Origin of the sequence: Dysgonomonas sp. 37-18, from assembly GCF_001899125.1 — a bacterium.
In the GTDB taxonomy this organism is placed as follows: Bacteria; Bacteroidota; Bacteroidia; order Bacteroidales; family Dysgonomonadaceae; genus Dysgonomonas.
Map to the genome: position 1 here is coordinate 176,931 of NZ_MKVC01000004.1, position 19,225 is coordinate 196,155.

9 protein-coding genes are annotated in these 19,225 nt (G+C 39.2%); all 9 read right to left on the bottom strand.

The window, feature by feature from the left end; genetic code table 11:
* Positions 1–28: 28 nt before the first annotated feature.
* The gene (locus tag BGO84_RS01795; protein WP_291027115.1) at positions 29–2,182 is read right to left on the bottom strand and encodes a GH92 family glycosyl hydrolase; all 2,154 of its coding nucleotides are present in this window, start codon (positions 2,180–2,182) and stop codon (positions 29–31) included.
* 5 nt (positions 2,183–2,187) lie between these two features.
* A complete protein-coding gene (locus BGO84_RS01800) occupies positions 2,188–5,127 on the bottom strand; it encodes a discoidin domain-containing protein (RefSeq protein WP_291027117.1) in 2,940 nt (979 codons plus the stop codon).
* 19 nt (positions 5,128–5,146) lie between these two features.
* Positions 5,147–7,426, bottom strand: coding sequence for a GH92 family glycosyl hydrolase (locus tag BGO84_RS01805; RefSeq protein ID WP_291027119.1), 2,280 nt, complete (start codon positions 7,424–7,426; stop codon positions 5,147–5,149).
* Between the two features lie 186 nt (positions 7,427–7,612).
* Complete coding sequence (locus BGO84_RS01810; RefSeq protein ID WP_291027121.1) at positions 7,613–10,714, bottom strand: TonB-dependent receptor; 3,102 nt, start codon at positions 10,712–10,714, stop codon at positions 7,613–7,615.
* A gap of 38 nt (positions 10,715–10,752) precedes the next feature.
* Positions 10,753–12,531 carry a RagB/SusD family nutrient uptake outer membrane protein gene (locus BGO84_RS01815; protein WP_291027123.1) on the bottom strand — a complete coding sequence of 593 codons (1,779 nt, stop codon included), beginning with the start codon at positions 12,529–12,531 and terminating at the stop codon, positions 10,753–10,755.
* Positions 12,532–12,552: 21 nt separating this feature from the next.
* Positions 12,553–15,732, bottom strand: coding sequence for a SusC/RagA family TonB-linked outer membrane protein (locus tag BGO84_RS01820; protein ID WP_291027125.1), 3,180 nt, complete (start codon positions 15,730–15,732; stop codon positions 12,553–12,555).
* A gap of 31 nt (positions 15,733–15,763) precedes the next feature.
* The gene (locus BGO84_RS01825; RefSeq protein WP_291027127.1) at positions 15,764–16,885 is read right to left on the bottom strand and encodes a DUF4961 domain-containing protein; all 1,122 of its coding nucleotides are present in this window, start codon (positions 16,883–16,885) and stop codon (positions 15,764–15,766) included.
* Positions 16,886–16,896: 11 nt separating this feature from the next.
* Positions 16,897–17,352 (bottom strand): DUF5004 domain-containing protein, encoded by a 456-nt coding sequence (locus BGO84_RS01830; protein ID WP_291027129.1) that lies wholly within the window; start codon positions 17,350–17,352, stop codon positions 16,897–16,899.
* Positions 17,353–17,395: 43 nt separating this feature from the next.
* Positions 17,396–19,216 (bottom strand): RagB/SusD family nutrient uptake outer membrane protein, encoded by a 1,821-nt coding sequence (locus BGO84_RS01835; RefSeq protein WP_291027132.1) that lies wholly within the window; start codon positions 19,214–19,216, stop codon positions 17,396–17,398.
* Between the last annotated feature and the right edge of the window lie 9 nt (positions 19,217–19,225).

The following is a 19,225-nucleotide window of genomic DNA, read 5'->3' on the forward strand; positions in this document are numbered from 1 at the left end:
TATTTTTCGCTATATACGACTCAAATCTCTATGGAAACGAAGGAGCGTCTACCTTAGTCCCCCATTGCAAATTGGGCTTATCCGAAGTAGAATATTCAAGTGTACCTCCGTTAGATATATCATCCCAATTTATCCATGTATTATCATAAGGTTTACCATCGAAGTTCAAAGAACGAATATAAATATCTTTTTCTGAACCACCTTTTATCAATAAATCTCCTTTTCTGAGGTGTACTTTTATCGATTTAAAAATCGGCGTATTAATTGAAAAGCCCCCAACACCTGGGATTTCCGGATACAATCCTATACATGCAAAAACATACCATGCCCCCATCGTTCCCAAATCATCATTACCGGGAAGTCCATCTATCTGATTGAAGTATTGCTCATTCAAAATACGGTTTACTACTTTCTGGGTTTTGTCAGGGCGTCCGGCCCAGTTGTATATCCAAGGAATATGAAAACTCGGTTCGTTGCCCGAAGCAAACCAATCATCATTATAGCCTGCATCCAATCGTCTAAACAAATCATCGAGACGAGCTACAGCATTCGTTTTCCCTCCTATCAACTCTACGAGTCCACCAAGATCATACGGGACCATCCAAAAATAGTTTTTATATGTAGACTCACGGAAATCATCCCCTAATGACTTCCACGAACCGTCTGCATTACGTGATTGCAACCACCCTGTTGCAGGATTATATAGATTTTTCCACGAACCGGCAAAATGGAAATACCGCCAACTGGCAAACTCATCACCACAGGCATATAGAGCAAACCGGGCTATAGCAAAATCAGCAGAAGTATACTCCAGTTGCTCCGATGCATTATAGTATCCTTTATCAAGATACTGTTTCAATCCGGGACGCACTTTTACCTTCTGAGACATAGAGCCCGAAACCTCTGCTCCATGCTGCATTATTTTAAAAATAGGCTTCGGGTTATAATTCCTTGCACCAAAAGCCCAAGCATTCGAAATTAGTATAGGACTAGGGTCACCTTGCATGATACCGGTTTCCACATTTGCCATCACCCAACGGGGAAAACCTTCGCCACCTGTTTGTTCGGCAAACAACTGGTGAGAAATCACAACATCGGATGCCACATCGGGATCGAGCACAGCAAGCAACTGTATCTGAGTACGGTATGTATCCCAGTTGCTAAAAGATGTATAATGCTTCGATTTACTTTTATGTACCTTAAAGTCAGCACCCATATATTCTCCATTTGCATCACTACATACATTGGGATGAATAAGAGCTCTATATAGATGCGTGTAAAACTGAGTAATGCGCTCGGGGTTTGTACCCTCAACTTCTATCTTACCCAAATATTTATTCCATTTTGTTTCGGCCTGATTCTTAATGGCATCAAAATTCCATGCTGAATTCTCAGTCCTTAGATTTTCTCTTGCATTCTCAACCGATACATACGAAACACCTATTTTATATTGTATCACTTTATTCTTACTCACATCGAAAGTGAAGAATACTCCTGAGTTCTTACCTTCTGCAAAAACAGACTTCTCTCTTATTTTATCATCTTTCCATGTTCCTACCTCAATAGCATTCGTATCAAATTCGGCTACAAAGTAAACTTTATAAGGTGTTGGATATCCACAAAAAGTACCTCCTTGGGCATATCCTTCGCAAGTATTCGCACCGGTAATTACAACTGTTGCGTTTTCTGTATTTGTAGCAGCCACTCCTGCCCCTATTATAATAGTACCAAAGCTTTCATTCGACTGGTATTCATAACGAGCCATTCCTGTTCTCTCGGTCACAGTAAGTTCGGCCTTAATATCATCCTGCACCTTAGCTTGATAATAACCGGCATATCCTTTCTCTTCTGATAGGTTTATCCTATAGCTGATAATATCATCAGGTGACATTCGCAACTTTCCTTTTACCGGAAAAGTAGGGAAATTTCCCATGTGTTCGCATCCACCACCGCTTAATTGATTAATAACAAAACCGGATTGCTTGGAAAAATAAGTTGGGGTAAATTGCACCATTCCAAAAGGGGAAGTTGCTCCGGGATACATATATCCGGATGCCAACCCCACACCTTTGTTTCCGATAAGGGTGTTCACCCTACTTGCATAATCTATTCCTGTCGTTTGAGAGTTTACAATAAAGGGTATAATAAGAAAGAAGGATAAGAGCAACAGTCTATTTTTCATACAGTTTATTTATTATTATATGGAATTACTTCCAGTTTATAGACATTTTCAGGTAAAAGTGAGGCTCCAAATTCTATTTCTAAATTCTTACTTTCCCCTTGTCTGAGGGTAAAATAATTATCATTCATTATAATAGGCAAAATACGTTCGCCGTCAGAAGTTCTGTACGGTTGCACATGTATAGCAAAAGCAACAGATGAGCCTGTATTTTTTATAGTAGCTTTTATAACCTTTTTATTCCCTTTTGTCTCTATGTGTGAAGCAACATTCAATTTTGCTTTACCTAATTTATTTAATGCCGTATAGTCTCCCAAAACGTTTGATCTCCAATAAAAATTATCGGAAAGTATATTTCCATTATCATCTGTCAATTGCAATTTGAGAAAATGAACAGGAGAAAGATCTGTTTTTACTTTCTTCTTGCCATACAATTCAATTTCGTAAAGAGAATATCCCCATTCGGTCGCACGCTTTAATCCTGCTACCTTTACATAACGGGTCACTACAGGTTTAATTTTAATCTCTTCATTTCCGCCTTTAGAATTATTGTCTTCATATATATCTTTCCAATTAGCAGCATCGTCTGATACCTGAATTTTGTAAGATTTTGCATGAGCATTCTCCCATTTCAATGTAATATTTCCTACTTCTTTTGGTTCTCCGAAATCAACATATATCCATTCATTATCTGTATAATTACTCGCCCAACGGCTACCATCACTTCCATCAGCTACAGCGCTTGCATCTCCGGCATCATGCGAAACGGAGGACGCAACCACATTTTTATTGTAGGCCATATTATCATTCGTGAAATCCATATAAAAAGAATGTGTAGTCTGATTCGCTTTCGCATCTATTTTCTTTATTTGAGTATATCTAGACATCTCTTTACCATCCAGATTATAGATAGTAGCCTTTGCGGTAAGGTTATCCTTATCGCTCAATGTTGCATTTATAACCTTTACTGAATTATCGGCATAGCTCCATTGTATATGAATAGGCTCACATGCTTTTTTTATGCCCCAATATGCTCCTGTAAGATCGTAGTAATAGTCATAGGTTTGCCAGACAAAAGAAGGATATGCAGATTGGCTCATCCACGTCATTATTCCTGTAGCATCATTCCACATATGATGTTGCCATCCTTCGTACATCGCTTTATTGGATTCCATATTGAGTAATTGGGCTTTACGACAAAAGTCTTCTATCCCCTTAGGCATTCCGTAATTTTCAGCTACAGTGTTAAAATACTTGTCAGGAGCGGCATTAGCTGCTTTAGATCCAAAGAAATGCAAATCCCACATTTCGTTACGAGGCCACCAGGATTCTTTAGGGATAAATTTCTTAAAACTTTCGAATGTAGTGAAGACTGCCGTACCTATCTCTGTACGGAAACCCCAGCTTGCTTTTCCTTTAAATCCAAACATCATAGGATATTTAGTAAAATACCAGCTTGGATGAGCATTTGCCCATGGCCCGCTACCGGATAATCCATCATTATTGGAAATAGGCTGATACCAGCGATCACCGCCATCAAAATATTTCACATTTCCTGCTAACCATTCATTCAGCGGAGGAAGTGGTGTTCCTTCATTATCGCCACACCATACGGCAATAGAAGGATGATTTCGTAATCGTTTGATTTTCTCTATTGCATTATTATTAAACGCCTGTACATCATCCGGCAGATTGGGATGAGAGTTTAACCAGAAATCATCCCAGACCATGATGCCGTACTTATCACATGCCTCATAAAATTCTTCATCGGTTACCGATCCTATCCAGTTACGGATCATATTATAATTCATCTCCTGATGAAGTTTTACTTTCAGGTCATACTCTTCACCCCGGCAACGCAGCATGTATTCGCTCATGCCCCAGTTTCCGCCTTTTATATAGAGAGGTTCTCCATTTATTTTTATACGAAAAACATCGTCTACTTTCTCATAGCTGTATTCTTTAATTCCGAACGTTATCCTTTTACTGTCTGATTCTTTTCCGTTTATGCTATATGTCAAATCACATGTATACAAGTTTGGTTCGCCATATCCATTGGGCCACCATAATTTAGGGTTATTAATTTCTAATTGTTTAAAATCCTTAGCATCGAATATAAATGGTTTCTGTTGACCTGCACCAAGAACTATTTCTTTCGAAAATTCAATATTTCCGGGTTGAATAACGCCTTTCAACAGCCCTGTACATTCTGTTGTCGTATGATTACTTAATTCAATCTGCAATTTCAAAAAGGCCTTATCGTTGTCCGGAACTTTAGTTCTAATCCAAGGATCTACGATAGTAACAGCTCCCGAACTTGTTAGAAATACATCATCAGTAATACCACTCAGCAATCCTGGTACGTAAGGCATCCAATCCCAGCTGGCACTGGAAATATAAGTTGGACTCGCATAATTAGGAACAGGCAAGCCTACCCAATGAGCCAATACAGCCAACACATTTTTTCCATTCTTATTCAAATAGTCCGTAATATCAAATTTCCCCCTGTTCATAAAACCATCGAGAAAACCTAATCGATGCCCATTCAGAAAAATTTCACCTTTCCTATTTATGCCTTCAAAATTGAGCCACAAATGTTCTCCTTCCGACAAAACTGGCGTATCAAATTCGCCTCGATACCAGAAATTTCTATCATATTTTGGTTTATCTACCTTGTAGATATTATCCCCGAAATTGGGATCTTTCTCCAAGCCGGCTTCCACATACGAACCGAAAACAGTTCCGGGAACAACTGCTGAAACCCAACTCGAGACATCATAATCCGATGCCATCATTTGCTTGCGATCCTGAACCTCAGCTTCAGCTTTAATCTTCCAATTAATAATATTCGCATCGCTATTAAGAGATATTTTAGTCTCCTGAGCATTTAAAAGCTGACTGAATATAAAAAAACAAGCAAAAATTAATATTATCGTATTTCTATTCATTATTTGGATTTATATCTGTTTAGTTTGTAGACAGGGAAAATGGAGCAGCGTCTTTTGTAATTCCTCTTCCTTTATTCGGCTGGCTTCCCATTCTATATTCAATAGTTCCTCCATTTACGATATCTTTGTAAGTAATGTAATTCTTATTTAACGAATTGCCATTGAGCTTAACGGATTGGATATATATATTATCCTTATTGTTATTATTTGCTTCTATAACAAACTTCTTTCCGTCTTCCATCGTAATTGTAGCTTTTTTGAATAGCGGACTACCCAATACATATTCATCCGTACCCGGACAAACAGAATAGATACCAAGGGCGCTCAGTACATACCACGAAGCCATACCTCCTTGATCCTCATCACCCGGATAACCTTTTTCTGTAGAATTATATAGTCTATCCATAATTTGGCGAGCCCAGTATTGGGTTTTCCAAGGTTGTCCTGCATACGAATACATATAGATCATATGCTGAATAGGCTGATTACCTTGTGCATATTGTCCCATGCCTGCAAGTTCCATCTCTTTCATTTCGTGGATAATGCCACCGTATGTACCGGGTTTTATAATATTAGGTACAGTAAATACCGAATCCATTTTCGAGACCATATTTTCTGCACCGCCAAACAAGTCGATCAGTCCCTGCACATCGTGAAAAACAGACCAAGTATAATGCCATGCATTCCCTTCGCAGTAAGGACCACCCCAAACAAAAGGATCGAATGGTTCTTGCCACTTACCATCTTTGTCTTTACCTCTCATAAAACCAACTGTAGGATCAAAGACATTCCGATAGTTGTACATCTGTCTTTCAAAAACATCCATATAGAATTTATTTCCTGTCATTCGTGCCAATTCATACCCACACCAGTCATCATAGGCATATTCCAATGTTTGTGCTGTAGATCCCGACGACTCCGGATAAGGCACATATCCCAACTGAAAATATTCTTTCCAAAAAATACGACCGTTAGCTCCTCCCCATGGGCCTTTATTCATTGCCTCATGCGCATAAGCTTTTAGCGCACGATCAGGATCAAAAGTGCGAATGCCTTTTGCCCATGCATCAACAAGAAGCGAGATTGCATGATTGCCGATCATACCACCTGTTTCTCCCGGTTGCGACCACGATGGTAACCAACCACATTGATCTTGAGCATCAAGCAAAGCATTCATATACCGCCCCTGCATGGTAGGATGAAGGATATTGGTCAGAGGGAACTGAGTGCGGAAAGTATCCCAAAATCCATTGTCGGTATACATATAGCCGTTGTATATCTTGCCATCGTAAGGGCTGTAATAGTATGGCTCATTATTTTCATTACGCTCGTAAAATTTGCGTGAAAAAAGGTTTGCACGGAAAAGACAGGAGTAAAATGTCTTGATCTGTTCGTCGGTTCCTCCTTCAACAATTACTCTGTTTAATAATTTGTTCCAAGTTTCTGCTCCTCGAGCTTTTGTCTGTTCAAGGTTCTTATCGCTTCCTAATTCCCTATTTAATGTAAGTATAGCTTGTTGTCGACTGATGTAAGACGAAGCTGCTTTCGCCTGCACCTTTGCTCCTTTTTTGAACTTTAGATATGCACCTGATCCTTTTCCTTGGCGGTAAATTTCCGCAGGAAATGTCTTATCATTCTGATTTTCCCATGTTCCATAAGCTTCGAAAGGCTTATCGAATTGAACGACAAAATAACTACGGAAATTCTCAGCATGATTTACAAAACGTTGATTATTTACCCAGCCGGTTATCTGTCTTTTTTGCGGATCTATCTTAACCTCACTCATATCGGTATAACCATCAAGTACAAGATAAGCATCACCGTTTCCGGGAAATGAGAATCGGAGGTGTACACCTCGTGTGGTTGGCGCCATCTCGGTAGTAATACCATTATCCAACGTAACTTTGTAATAGTGAGGTTTGGCTATTTCATTACTATGGCTAAACTTCGAGGCTCTTTTTTCCTGATTCACCTCCAATGCACCTTCCATCGGCATAAATGAATATACCGCATAATCGCTTACCCACGGGCTACACTGATGCGCCTGTTGGAATCCACGTATTTTATCTACAGAATACTGGTACTTCCATCCTTCTCCATTGGCCCCGGTCTGCGCCGACCACGTATGCATCGCATAAGGCATAGCAGTGGTGGCATATGTATTGCCATAACTAAGACCGAAATGAGAATCGGTTCCCTGTAGTGTATTCACATACTGTACCAAATCTTTTAATTGCGCTCCTATAGATATTGTTTGCAATAGCGCAGCGGCAATAAATAAGGCTTTCCGTACTTTCATATTATATTGTATTTATAAGTAAAACGAATCAAGACTGAATATTTACCTTTTAGCGCCGAGAGAAGCGAAGATTCTTTTTAGCCTACTCCCAACCATTAATAAGAGAGACAAGAACTTCGCTTCTTATAGTATCAAAATACTATTTAGCCCGGCTTATACTAAAAGCTATTCTTTTGATACCCATCCCTAAAAGGACATCAAAACACCAAAATTGATAACACGTTGATTCATATAAGCATCACCGGCCGAGTTTGTTTGTATTTCGGGGTCTTGCTGATATTTATCATAATTTGTTTTAGTGAACATATTATACGCATTCACATAAAAGCGTGTGCTTTGTATTCCTTTAGGCAATACACTTTTTGGTAATTCATAACCTAAATCGATTGTTTTGAGACGAATATACCATGCATTTACCAACCAGAAATTAGACATATACGCCTCACTACTACTAATAGTAGAAAGATTGGTTGTTAAACGAGGGAATTGGATATCTCCTCCGTTCTCATATTTTTCGGCAGTCCAACGTTTCTCGTGGATTGGCTGAAACTGGCTCTTGAAAGATTCAATACCTGTTCCTACTACGCTGAAACTGTAATCGAATGATCCTTGAAACAATAGACTGATAGAGAATCCTTTGTATGATCCGCCTATAGTCCAACCCAATGTAGTAGTAGGTAAGTTAGGCTTGCCAATAGCTCCCTTGTCAAAGTCGTCGATGATACCATCATCATTCAAGTCTGCATATTTAAGGTCTCCGGCCGATACAGGGATATTCGGTACAGGGATCTTATTCGGATTGCCTGCATTGATTTCTGAGATATCGCTCGGTGTATAATATCCTACCCATGTATAGCCGAATGGTTGCCCAATAGGCTTACCGGTCTCCGACAGCCATGAATATCTCTGCTGAGCCTCAGCTTTATATTTTACCTTATTCTTCGCATAAGAGAATACAAAGTTGGTAGAGAAATTAAAATCGCCAAACTTATCATTGTATGAGATTTGTCCATCAAAACCGTGATTTGTCGTTTCTCCTACATTTGTACGAGGCAAACCTATACCCAGCAGCAACGAAACGTCGCTTCTTTCTACTAACTGGTCGTAACGGTAATCATAAAAATAATCTATTGTAAATGATAATTTGTTACGGAACATACTGGCATCTATACCTACGTCAAATTTACGAGCTTTTTCCCATGTTACATATTCATTTCCTAAAGAACCTTCTCTGTATGATGCCACTCCAACCGGAGTTTCTCCAAAGGAATAACCATATCCCGGCTCATATACTTGCTTGTATAAATAACGGTTACCGGGTGTTATATCAGATCCCACAAGTCCGTAAGAAGTTCTTATCTTCAACATATCAATTTTATCGTTAAATCTTTTCTGGAAAAAAGGTTCTTCTCCAATATTCCACCCCAAAGCAACAGCAGGGAAGAAGCCGAAACGATTGTTTTGACCAAAACGGTCAGTTCCGTTGTAAGCCGTATTAAAGTCAAACATATACCGGTTCTTATAATTATAGTTGATCTGTCCTGTATATCCCTGAAACTTTGCAGGCACTTCGGCACTAGCAAGTCCATTTTTGTCTGTAGTACTACTTTCCCTATTGTATAATATCATCCCTTTAATTGTATGATCTTCGTTAAAGGTACGTTCGTAATTAACAAAGGCCTGTATATTCAAATTTCTAATGGCTTTGTTTGTTCCGGCATTGAGTATATAATTTTCATAAGCATACGAATTGGCTGTCGGATTGATCGTATAAGTATCTGTCGCACTGTTATAGTGGTAAGTAGGATACATCTTACTATCTCTCCTCATAGCCCTGTAGTTCTCATCTATACTCGAATATGCCACGCGAGCCATTGTAGAAAGTCCTTTAGTTATGAAACTCAGATCTTGTGAAATATCAAACAGTATATTTGAGTCGAAGCGCCTAGTCCGAGTATAACCTTCATTTGCCAGACGTGCATTCAATGTAGGATCTTTACTGTCGGTCAAGAAGTAATTATGATAAGCATATGTTCCATTCGGATTCATAAAAGGAGCTGAGAACGGAGTCATTTTGCGGAAATTATAGATTTCACCCACCGCGTTCAGACTATTCGGTTCATTAATATTCATAAACCGTGATGACATATCTAACCGCACTTTTGTCGTAGAAGTAACATCGAAGTCAAGATTGCTACGAAAGTTAAACCTGCGATAAAAATAATCGGTGTTCACTTCTTCTTTCGGATCTTTGAAATTACGGGTTAAACCGTTTTGAGAAAAGAAACCTCCTGTAACAAAGTATCGTAACCTTTTTGAACCTCCCGAAATATCCATATTCACATTTTGCTGTGTTGCAACATCTTTGAATATTGTTTTATACCAATCTACATCCGGATGCCCGTATGGATCGTCTCCCAATCTGAAGTGTTCAAGATCGGCATCTGTAAAAGGCTTACTGTTTCCAAGCCCATCGTTTTCGAAAGCTTCATTCGTCAATGATGCTGCCTGATATGCGTTCAAGAATTTAGGTTTACGAATAGGCATGGTTAATCCACCCTCTGCTCGTACATTTATATGCGGACGTCCTTCTTCACCCCGACGGGTTTTGACAACCAAAACGCCATTGGCTCCTTTGATACCGTAAATAGCTGTAGTAGAAGCATCTTTCAGAACAGAAATACTCTCTATCTCATTTACATTGATCTGTTGTAGCTGATCGTAAGTATATTGTACATCATCCACAATAATCAACGGACGATTTCCATCCGAGTTTAATGAGCTGGCTCCACGGATAAAAAAGTCAGAAGCATCTTTCCCCGGCTGTCCGGAACGTTGCTGCGAAAAGAAGCCGGGTAATTTACCGGTCAAAGCATTTTGCACACTCGATGTTGGCACGGCACGTATTTCGTCAGCCGACACGGCACTTACCGATCCGGTGAGCGTAATTTTCTTTACTTTACCATAACCAACTACCACTACTTCGTCCAAAGTTTTCTGATCTGATTCGAGTACGATATCAACGACCTTTTGATTCGTTATCTTAACTACTCTTTTTGCGAATCCGATAAAAGAGAACGATACCTGATCACCTGATTTCACGGTTAATATATAATTACCGTCTACATCGGTCATCGTACCATTTGTTGTTCCATCAACAGTAACACTAACACCTGTCAAAAGCTCCCCGTCTGTTGATGATACTTTACCTTTCAATTGGAACTGTTGTTGACCAAAAGCAAAAGCAAAGATTTGTATACTTATAAATAATAAAGTCAGTCTTTTCATATCAATTTATGTATTAAGAATTGATAAACACGGCTTTGTTACCAGCCCGGGTTTTGAACCATATTACTGTTTTTGTTTACTTCGCTATATGGTATCGGATATAAATACCTTTTAGGATCGAATTTAGCATCAAGAACATTAATATGTTCTGTCAGTATATTTCCTGCCTTCATCACCAAGGCCAATCCTTTGAGTGGTTGATTAAATATATCTTCAGCTATTTTCCAACGGCGAATATCATAAAAGCGGTGTTCTTCAAATGCCATTTCAATTCTTCTTTCGTTACGAATAATTTCTCTCATCTCCAAACAAGTTACATTGTCGGATATACCATAAGTACCATCATCGCCATCAATACCGGCTCTTTTTCTTATACTCCTTATGTATTCGATTACTTTGGCATCAACTGTAGTTTTTGAAGATGCAAGGTCATATTCATTCTTTGCTTCGGCATAATTGAGAAGTATTTCGGCATAACGGAATAATACCCAGTTGCGAAGAAGCCCTGTATATTCTGTTTTATCCTCATAATTTCCCATAAATTTACGCAGGTAATAACTCGTTTTGGTTGTAGCATCGGTTGATCCGGTCGGATTGCTTCGCCCTCCGATATATGTATGCAATGTTGTACTCAGCCACTGAGAGCCATTATGCAACACAGTATAATCGAGGCGAGGATCACGATTGTCATACATCCACTGCTCAGAATAAACGTATTTAGTACTTTGTCCTATTGGTTTCCCATCTTTCATAGGGAAAGCGTCCACCAGATTTTGAGTAGGACTGGTACGACCGTTTCCTTTAGCATTGCTTGAAAATCCTACAGGTCCATTATTCTGCTCCACATCTCGCTTATCAAGGGCTCCTTGCACATGGAAGATGACTTCGTTTGTTACCGGTCCGTAATAATTAAGGAACACATCTTTGAAATTATCCATCAACCCATATCCGCCATAACGTCCTGAAGGCCCCCAATCGTTGATAAAATCTTCTGCAGCCTCCGCAGCTCTAGCCCAACGAGCCGGATCATATGTATCATAACCTACGTATGGATTAGCAGCCTGAACCGGAGCTTCGTTAAATAATGGACTAGCCGCATACAACAGTACCCTTGCCTTGAGAGCCATAGCTGCTCCTGCCGTTACCACATGACCATCGGCTCCAATATTGGCAATAGGAACTGAACGTAAACTATCCTTAACATTATCAAGTTCGCTTACAATATATTCGATGCACTCATCAAACGTATTTCTCGGCAACTCCATCGGTTCGCCCAATTCGTATGGTATATCACCAACCAAAGGCACACCTCCATAGCGTTTTACTAGTTCGAAATAATAATAAGCTTTTAGAAAACGTGCTTCTGCCTTTAGGGCTCTGTTTAATGGTACATTTGTTGCTACATGGTTATTATATGTTTGTAGGAAAGGTACCACATCTATATTGTTGATAAATGTATTTGCCCGACGAATACCTCTGTAATAGTTAGCCCATCCCATATCAGCAAGACGAGTAAAAGCCGAGTAACGCCCTATTTGCAACTGGTATATCTGATTTTCGGAAAAAGATGACGTAATAGCATCATCGGATGCAGCATCAAGATAGTCTCCCTCGATGGCATTATGCCCATATCGTAAAACACTATAAACGTCATTCAAATATTTCTTCGCATTTACTCCCAATGAGTCTGTAGAAGAAAATACATATTCGAGAGTGAGTTTTTCCACAGGAACATCCTCATAATCGTTACATGACCACAATGTGAGCGATAGACCTATCAGCACAATATATAATTTGTTTTTGATCCGTATATTCATGTCTTTCATTTTTAGAAAATATTAGAATTTAATATTAATTCCTGTATTGAAGCCACGTAATGCAGGGTAGCTTCTAAAGTCGATAACTTCAGGATCAACCAACCCGAAAGCCGATTTTGTCCATAGATTTTGTCCACTGACAAAGATTTTGACTTTTACTCCCCCCAGATAGTTTCTCGAAAATGAATCAGGAAAAGTGTAGGCTACATTCAGATTTTTTAATCGTATATAATTTCCCGACTTCAGCCAGAATGAATTACTCATACCACTTGGAGCTACATTATAATTAGGGCTGGTAGAAAGTCTTGGGAAAAGAGCTGTTTCTGCCGTTTCGGGAGTCCAGCGTCTCAGAGTATGCTCATATGCCTGACTATAAGTATTACCCCAAGCAATGAAGCCTGTAGCATATTCCCATCCTGCGTCCGGGAAATATATCTCGCGATTATAAGCACCTTGAAACAAAGCCGATAGTTCAAATCCTTTATATTCGAATCCCAGATTCAATCCGAAAAAAGATAAAGGTTTATTACCGCCAATCACAGTCTGATCATATTCATTGATTTCTCCGTCTCCATTCATGTCTTTATATTTCAAGTCGCCGGGAACGATCTTATACCCCGATATGACAGGGCTATTCGCTACTTCCTCACGTGTTTGGAAAAAGCCCTCGGAAATAAGTCCGTAACGTGTACCCACTGAATTGCCTGTTCTGCGCATATAATCGTAAGGAACATTTTGTTCGTCCATAAATAGGATCTTGGACTGAGTAATACTCCAATTTCCGGTGACATAATAATTGAAGTCACCGATGTTATTCTGATAAGTTACAGACAAATCGACACCCTGATAACGGACTTTTCCTATATTTTCGCTAGGATAGTTCAAACCTATCAGCTCAATACTTTTTCCTCTGGTCATCAATAAATCAAAATACTTATCACTATAAAAGTCACCCGTAATCTGCAATTTGTTATTAAACAAGCTGGCATCCAGTCCCAGATTCAATTTATAGGCTCTTTCCCATGTCAGATTCGGATTAGCCAAACTATTATTGGTTTCGATAAGCCCAAGTGCCGGATCTGAATACCATGAAGTATAGCTCGATCCTTGAGGATAAGAAGCACTTGCTACTGCATTTATGTCAGTGTCATATTGTTGCCTCCATGTATAATAATTACTACGGCCTATACTGTTTCCGGTTTCACCGAATACTCCACGTAGCTTTAGTTTATTAACCCATTCAACAGATTCCATAAATGTTTCCTTGCTAATATCCCAGCCTAGGCCAAAGGCATAGAAAGTACCCCATCTTTTACCCGGTGCATACCTGTTGAGGTAACTCTGTGATATTGCTGCCTGAGCAAAATATTTATCTCCATAATTATATTTAAATTCACCATTGATATTAGCAGGTACTTCGGGTAATTGATAATTATCCAATACTTGTTTTATATCGGCTGATACATTACCCTCTATAGAGTGCACTGTATTTATCTTCTTTTTATAATTGAGAGCAACCTGACCGAAAAAATGTTGAAAATTAGATACTCCTACAAAGTCATTTTTCTGAGTTGCAATAGAACCAAAACGTTCATAATCACCTCCAGATCCGTCGGAATATGGAATATATTGATAAACCGGTTCTTGCTTGTTACGAAACAAAGCACTACGGCTTTGAGAAGAAACATTTCCAACGGCTGTAGCCGATAAGCCTTCAGCAAGCCAAGACATATCGTGATCAATGACAATATTACCATATCCGTCACGCATCATATCTTTTATATAACCTGAACTTATGGTTTTCGTCATCAGATTATTCTGATAGTTATTGTTACCGCCATAAGATCCGTTCGGGTTATAGATCGGGTAAACTCCACCGGGAAGACTGTATACATCATTCATTATGCTGCTCAATCCGGCTCCGGGCTGATTTCCTTCTTCTATACGCCCTATTATGGTAGCACTCATTTTCAGGTTATTCAAGACATTCACATTGATTTTGGAAGTCACCATATAACGTTCGTACGAAAGATTGGTATTGTAACTGTTTTTAGAATCTTCACGAAGTAACCCATCCTCACCAAAATACCCTAAGCTGACAAAATACTGAGCTGTTTTATTTCCTCCGGTAGCATTCAGATTATAGGATTGTATATTCGAACTACTCTTTAATATCTGGTCGTTCCAATTTACGTTTGGATATGCTGTTGGATTGCTTCCATTACGGAAAGATTCTATATCACTTGCCAAGTAAAGCCCTTTCTTTCCATCATTCACAAGGGCTTCGTTCAACAGATATGCCCATTGGTAAGATGGAAGGGGTTTTAGTGTTTTTATCGGCTCCTGAACACCATATCTGCCCGTAAATGAAATTTTAAACCCATCACCCACTGGTTTCTTCGTTGTCACATATAATACTCCACGCGAACTTCGTCCTCCTAAAAACATAGATGATAAAGCATCTTTCTGTATAGATACTGATTCGACACTCTCCATATCGAGATTAAATAATTCGCTCTGAAATCCATCTACTATGACAACTGGAGAATTTGCTCCTCGCATAATAAAACTGTATTGTGTATTATCATTGTATCCGACTTTGGAATCATCAGCCAAAGCTCCTATGAAATTGTTTGTTATTACACTCGGATCGGTAAACGTATTCCGATATCCTCTGGTTTGAGAAACATACAATCCCGGAAGCCTTCCGGCTAATGCCCCTAAAATATTAGCGGATAATGTAGGTGTTATCTCATCTGTATATATAGTAGAAGCTGCACCCAGATAACTTTGTTTAGAAACTGTCTTTCCGTAAGGAATATCCAAATTTTCAGGATTTTTCAATTTCTTTTCTTCCATGCCTATTTTTAGTACCTTATCTTTTGGCATATCCTTAGAAATTTTAATTTCTTTCACCAGATAAGCCGGATGTGTAAGGATAAGCGTAGTACCTGTACCGGCATTGATAGTGAATGTTCCGGTTTCATCGCTAGTTGCCTTTCCAACACTAGATTTAACTGATACTTCTACGCCTGACACAGGTTTCCCATATAAATCTACTACGACGCCCGAAAAACCTGAAGTACCGGTATTCGCTGCCACAGGCTCTTGGGCATAAACAGCCTCATATCCGCAAAACAACAATACTACCATAAGCAGAAAGCAACTCCTGCTTACTTTTTTATATATTGAATTATACATAAATTCTTGTTTTTAATTTTATACATTAATCTCACTTGCAAACAAAGTAGTATATGAATGGCTCTATCGGCCTTCTGGGACGTACCAACTCTTCCTCATAACCCGGCTCCATAGCTCCCGCCACCTTGTCATCATATTTGGACACATAGAGGCTTCCATCTTTGTTTGTGAAATAGTATTCGATACGCGTAATTGTCTCGTTGGACAGAACACTAAAATACCCTTCGGGCCATACTGTCCTGCTCCACATAACTCCCCATTGAGAGTCTTTTACCAATTTTGTTTTATCGGAAATCTCATCCACAGTGTACATATTCCCTTCTGCTGTATATGCTTTGGCATTGAGGTATATATCTGTTTCATCTATCAGAGGGTTATTATAATAATCACCGATATACTTGAATGTTAAAATATCGTTTTGAGTAGCATTACCCGGCGTTGCCTGATAAAAATGATATTGGCAAAAATCGATAGGTTCAGCACCTTCTCCGTCGGTTACGTCAAAGCAGTCTCCCCACATTACCTTCCAACGATCTTCATCTGTTCCCATACCGTCTCCGTCATAATTGACAAAGAATCCTATTTTAGCTCTTAAATTGTCAGATCCTGTCTTTATTTTTATCCTTACTTTTACAAATAAGGTGTATGCATTTGATCCATTGAAAATTGTCCACGGATCATCAGCCTGAAATGCAACCCATTGGGTATCATCCAAAATATTCGGATTACGTCCCCCCACAGCATTAAGAAGCGCTTGACTCCAAGTCAGACCGGGTTGGCTTTTCGGAGAAGTACCTTCGGGTATTGGTGACATTTTATATTCGGTGCCCAAATCTTCATTATTTTCCCATGTCAATATTGCAGACTTAGCTTCTGTCCATGCTTTTGGCACATTAAGAGCTACAATTAGCCGATGAGTTTCATTATCATAATTTGATGCACATTTTACATACATGATATATTCGGCATATTCGCCAGCTTTCACTGAATTTGTTTTATAGATAATCGGCGAATTATTGTCCTGATATTCATCCTTAAATACATCTCCGTGGTTTTCATACCATGCTATACCACAAGAAATAAATATAACAAGAACCAACAGGCAGCCGAGTATTTTATATATCAATATTCTGTTCTTCAATTTTAGTTTCATGGCTTTCAATTTTAATTATTAGGCACTTTTTTAAGAACATAAGAATAAATATTACTGTAGCAGCCCGGAGAGAAAGAAAGGGTTATCTGTCGTTCTCCACCTACAGTCTGATATTCGAATGCAGAGGTATTCGATTCTGCTGAAGCTTCTTCCTTGAATATTAATTTTGTAGGATATTGAGGATCATTTACATCCCAAGTACCTCCTTGGCGCACCAAGAAAGGAAGGTAATTATCTATGGTATAGGTATTGTCATCCTTTAGATTGATTCTAAAGTTACTGAAATCCATAATTTTGGTTATGTCCAAACCATTTCTTGTTGCCTTGGTTATGTACCAAGTGCCTGCAATTTCTTTAACTGGTTCATCCCCTGTATAATCGGTAGAGTCTTTGAACTTATCGCAGGAAATGAATAGTTGTACCATAATAAAAAGTATAAAATACTTTTTTATAGCTAGTTTTTTCATGATAAATCTTTGTTTACGGAATTAGAATAAAGTGTATTCTTTACTAATAATTAGGATTCTGTATCAAGTTCGGAGATTTGGATGTTTCCGAATATGGTATCGGCCAGAAATACATTGCCTTTCTGAAAGAGCGTTGCCTTACATCAAAACGTTTATAGGTCTTACCTCCTCCTGCTTTCAATTGTACCTCCATACCCGTCATCATCTGATTGTCTGTTTGTTCTGCAATTTTCCAACGTCGCACATCAAAGAACCGCATCCCCTCGATTGCAAACTCTATACGTCTCTCATTCCTAAGAGCTTCACGCATCTCTAAGCGAGTCATATTTGGTTTCAACCCATACATCCCATCTTCTCCGGCATCAATTCCTCCTCTGGCTCTGATATCTTTCAGAATTGTATATGTTTCTTCGCTTGCAGGAACTAGATCAGATTCACCACTGTTTGCCATCTTATATTCGTTCATGGCTTCGGCATAATCCATATATATTTCGGCAAATCGCATAAGAGGTGTTTCTTCGGGACCTCCATGAACAGAGTTTGCTGCCAGATGTCTATTTACCATTTTATTGATATAATATCCGGTAGGTGTTCCTTGATGTACAGCATCTTTACCCGAAGACGATCCATCTACATTAAGATAGGTATTTACCGGAGCATAAGCGTCGTTTCCAATCATGAGAACAGTCTGATCATGAACTACTGTATTGTAAAAACGTGGGTCACGTCCCTTATAAGGATCATTTGGGTCGTAACCAGATGTAGGATCGGTAATGGGTTTTCCATTCTTCATCGGAAATGCATCAACCAGATTTTGATATATAAATCCGCTATTTGCCGCACCTCGTGATGGTGGTTGAAACCAAGTTTCTCTTGCTACACGTCCTAAGCTACGATCTTCGAAAATAGATTCGACAAGAGATCCCGGTCGGTATGCAGCATCCGATGACATAAACAGAGCATAAAATCCATGTCCGGGATCGGCTGCATTATTATTTTTAGGATCTGTATTCAGTACATACAATTGATATCTACCTAGTGCTAAAAAACTATAAGCTGCATCCATCGCTTCCTTCCAACGCTCCTTATCATATTCGGGATAACCGATAAGCTCTGCCGGGACATTGGTTCCGGCAACAAGGTCACTGTTTCCGTTGAATAAAGGGCTGGCTGCATACATCTTCATACGTGCAATCAAAGCCTTACAAGCACCTCCCCCTGCACGTCCATAATATGTACCTGAAGGTTTCACATTCAGATCTTTTTCTGCCGTTTTACACTCTTCAACGATATACTTCAAACAGGCATCGTATGTATCACGTATGTCTTTAGGTTTGTCACCCTCTGCATAAATCGTATCGCCAATCAGAGGTACCCCCCCATAATGCTTCATCAGAATATGGTAATACCATGCACGTAAGAAACGAGCCTCTGCCTTAAGGCGCAACTTTCTGCTATTTTGCAAAGGAGCTTGCTCTAGCCCTTTGAAGAATAAGTTTACCCTTCTGATGTTCTGATAAGGTATACGCCAAGCATCATCAGTTATAACCACAGGATTGACAGTCCCCATGGCAAACTGCAAATCGGCCGTTACCTCGGACGAGGTTCTGAACTCGGCTTCGTCAGATGCTGTTTGAAGACCACCTAGAGTAGAATTGTTTTTACTGAAACGATTGCCTCTGGTATCGAATCCTATATCACGATAGATTTCGTTCAGAAAGCCCTCGGTCAGCGCACTGTCAGAGAAAACCTTATTGTAATCAAGGTCTGTGGTCACAGTTTCGTCGAGGAAACTGGTGTCGCTACAGGAAAAATTTCCATACAGTATCATTATTATAAATAATGAATAGAAAATGTTTTTCATATACATAAG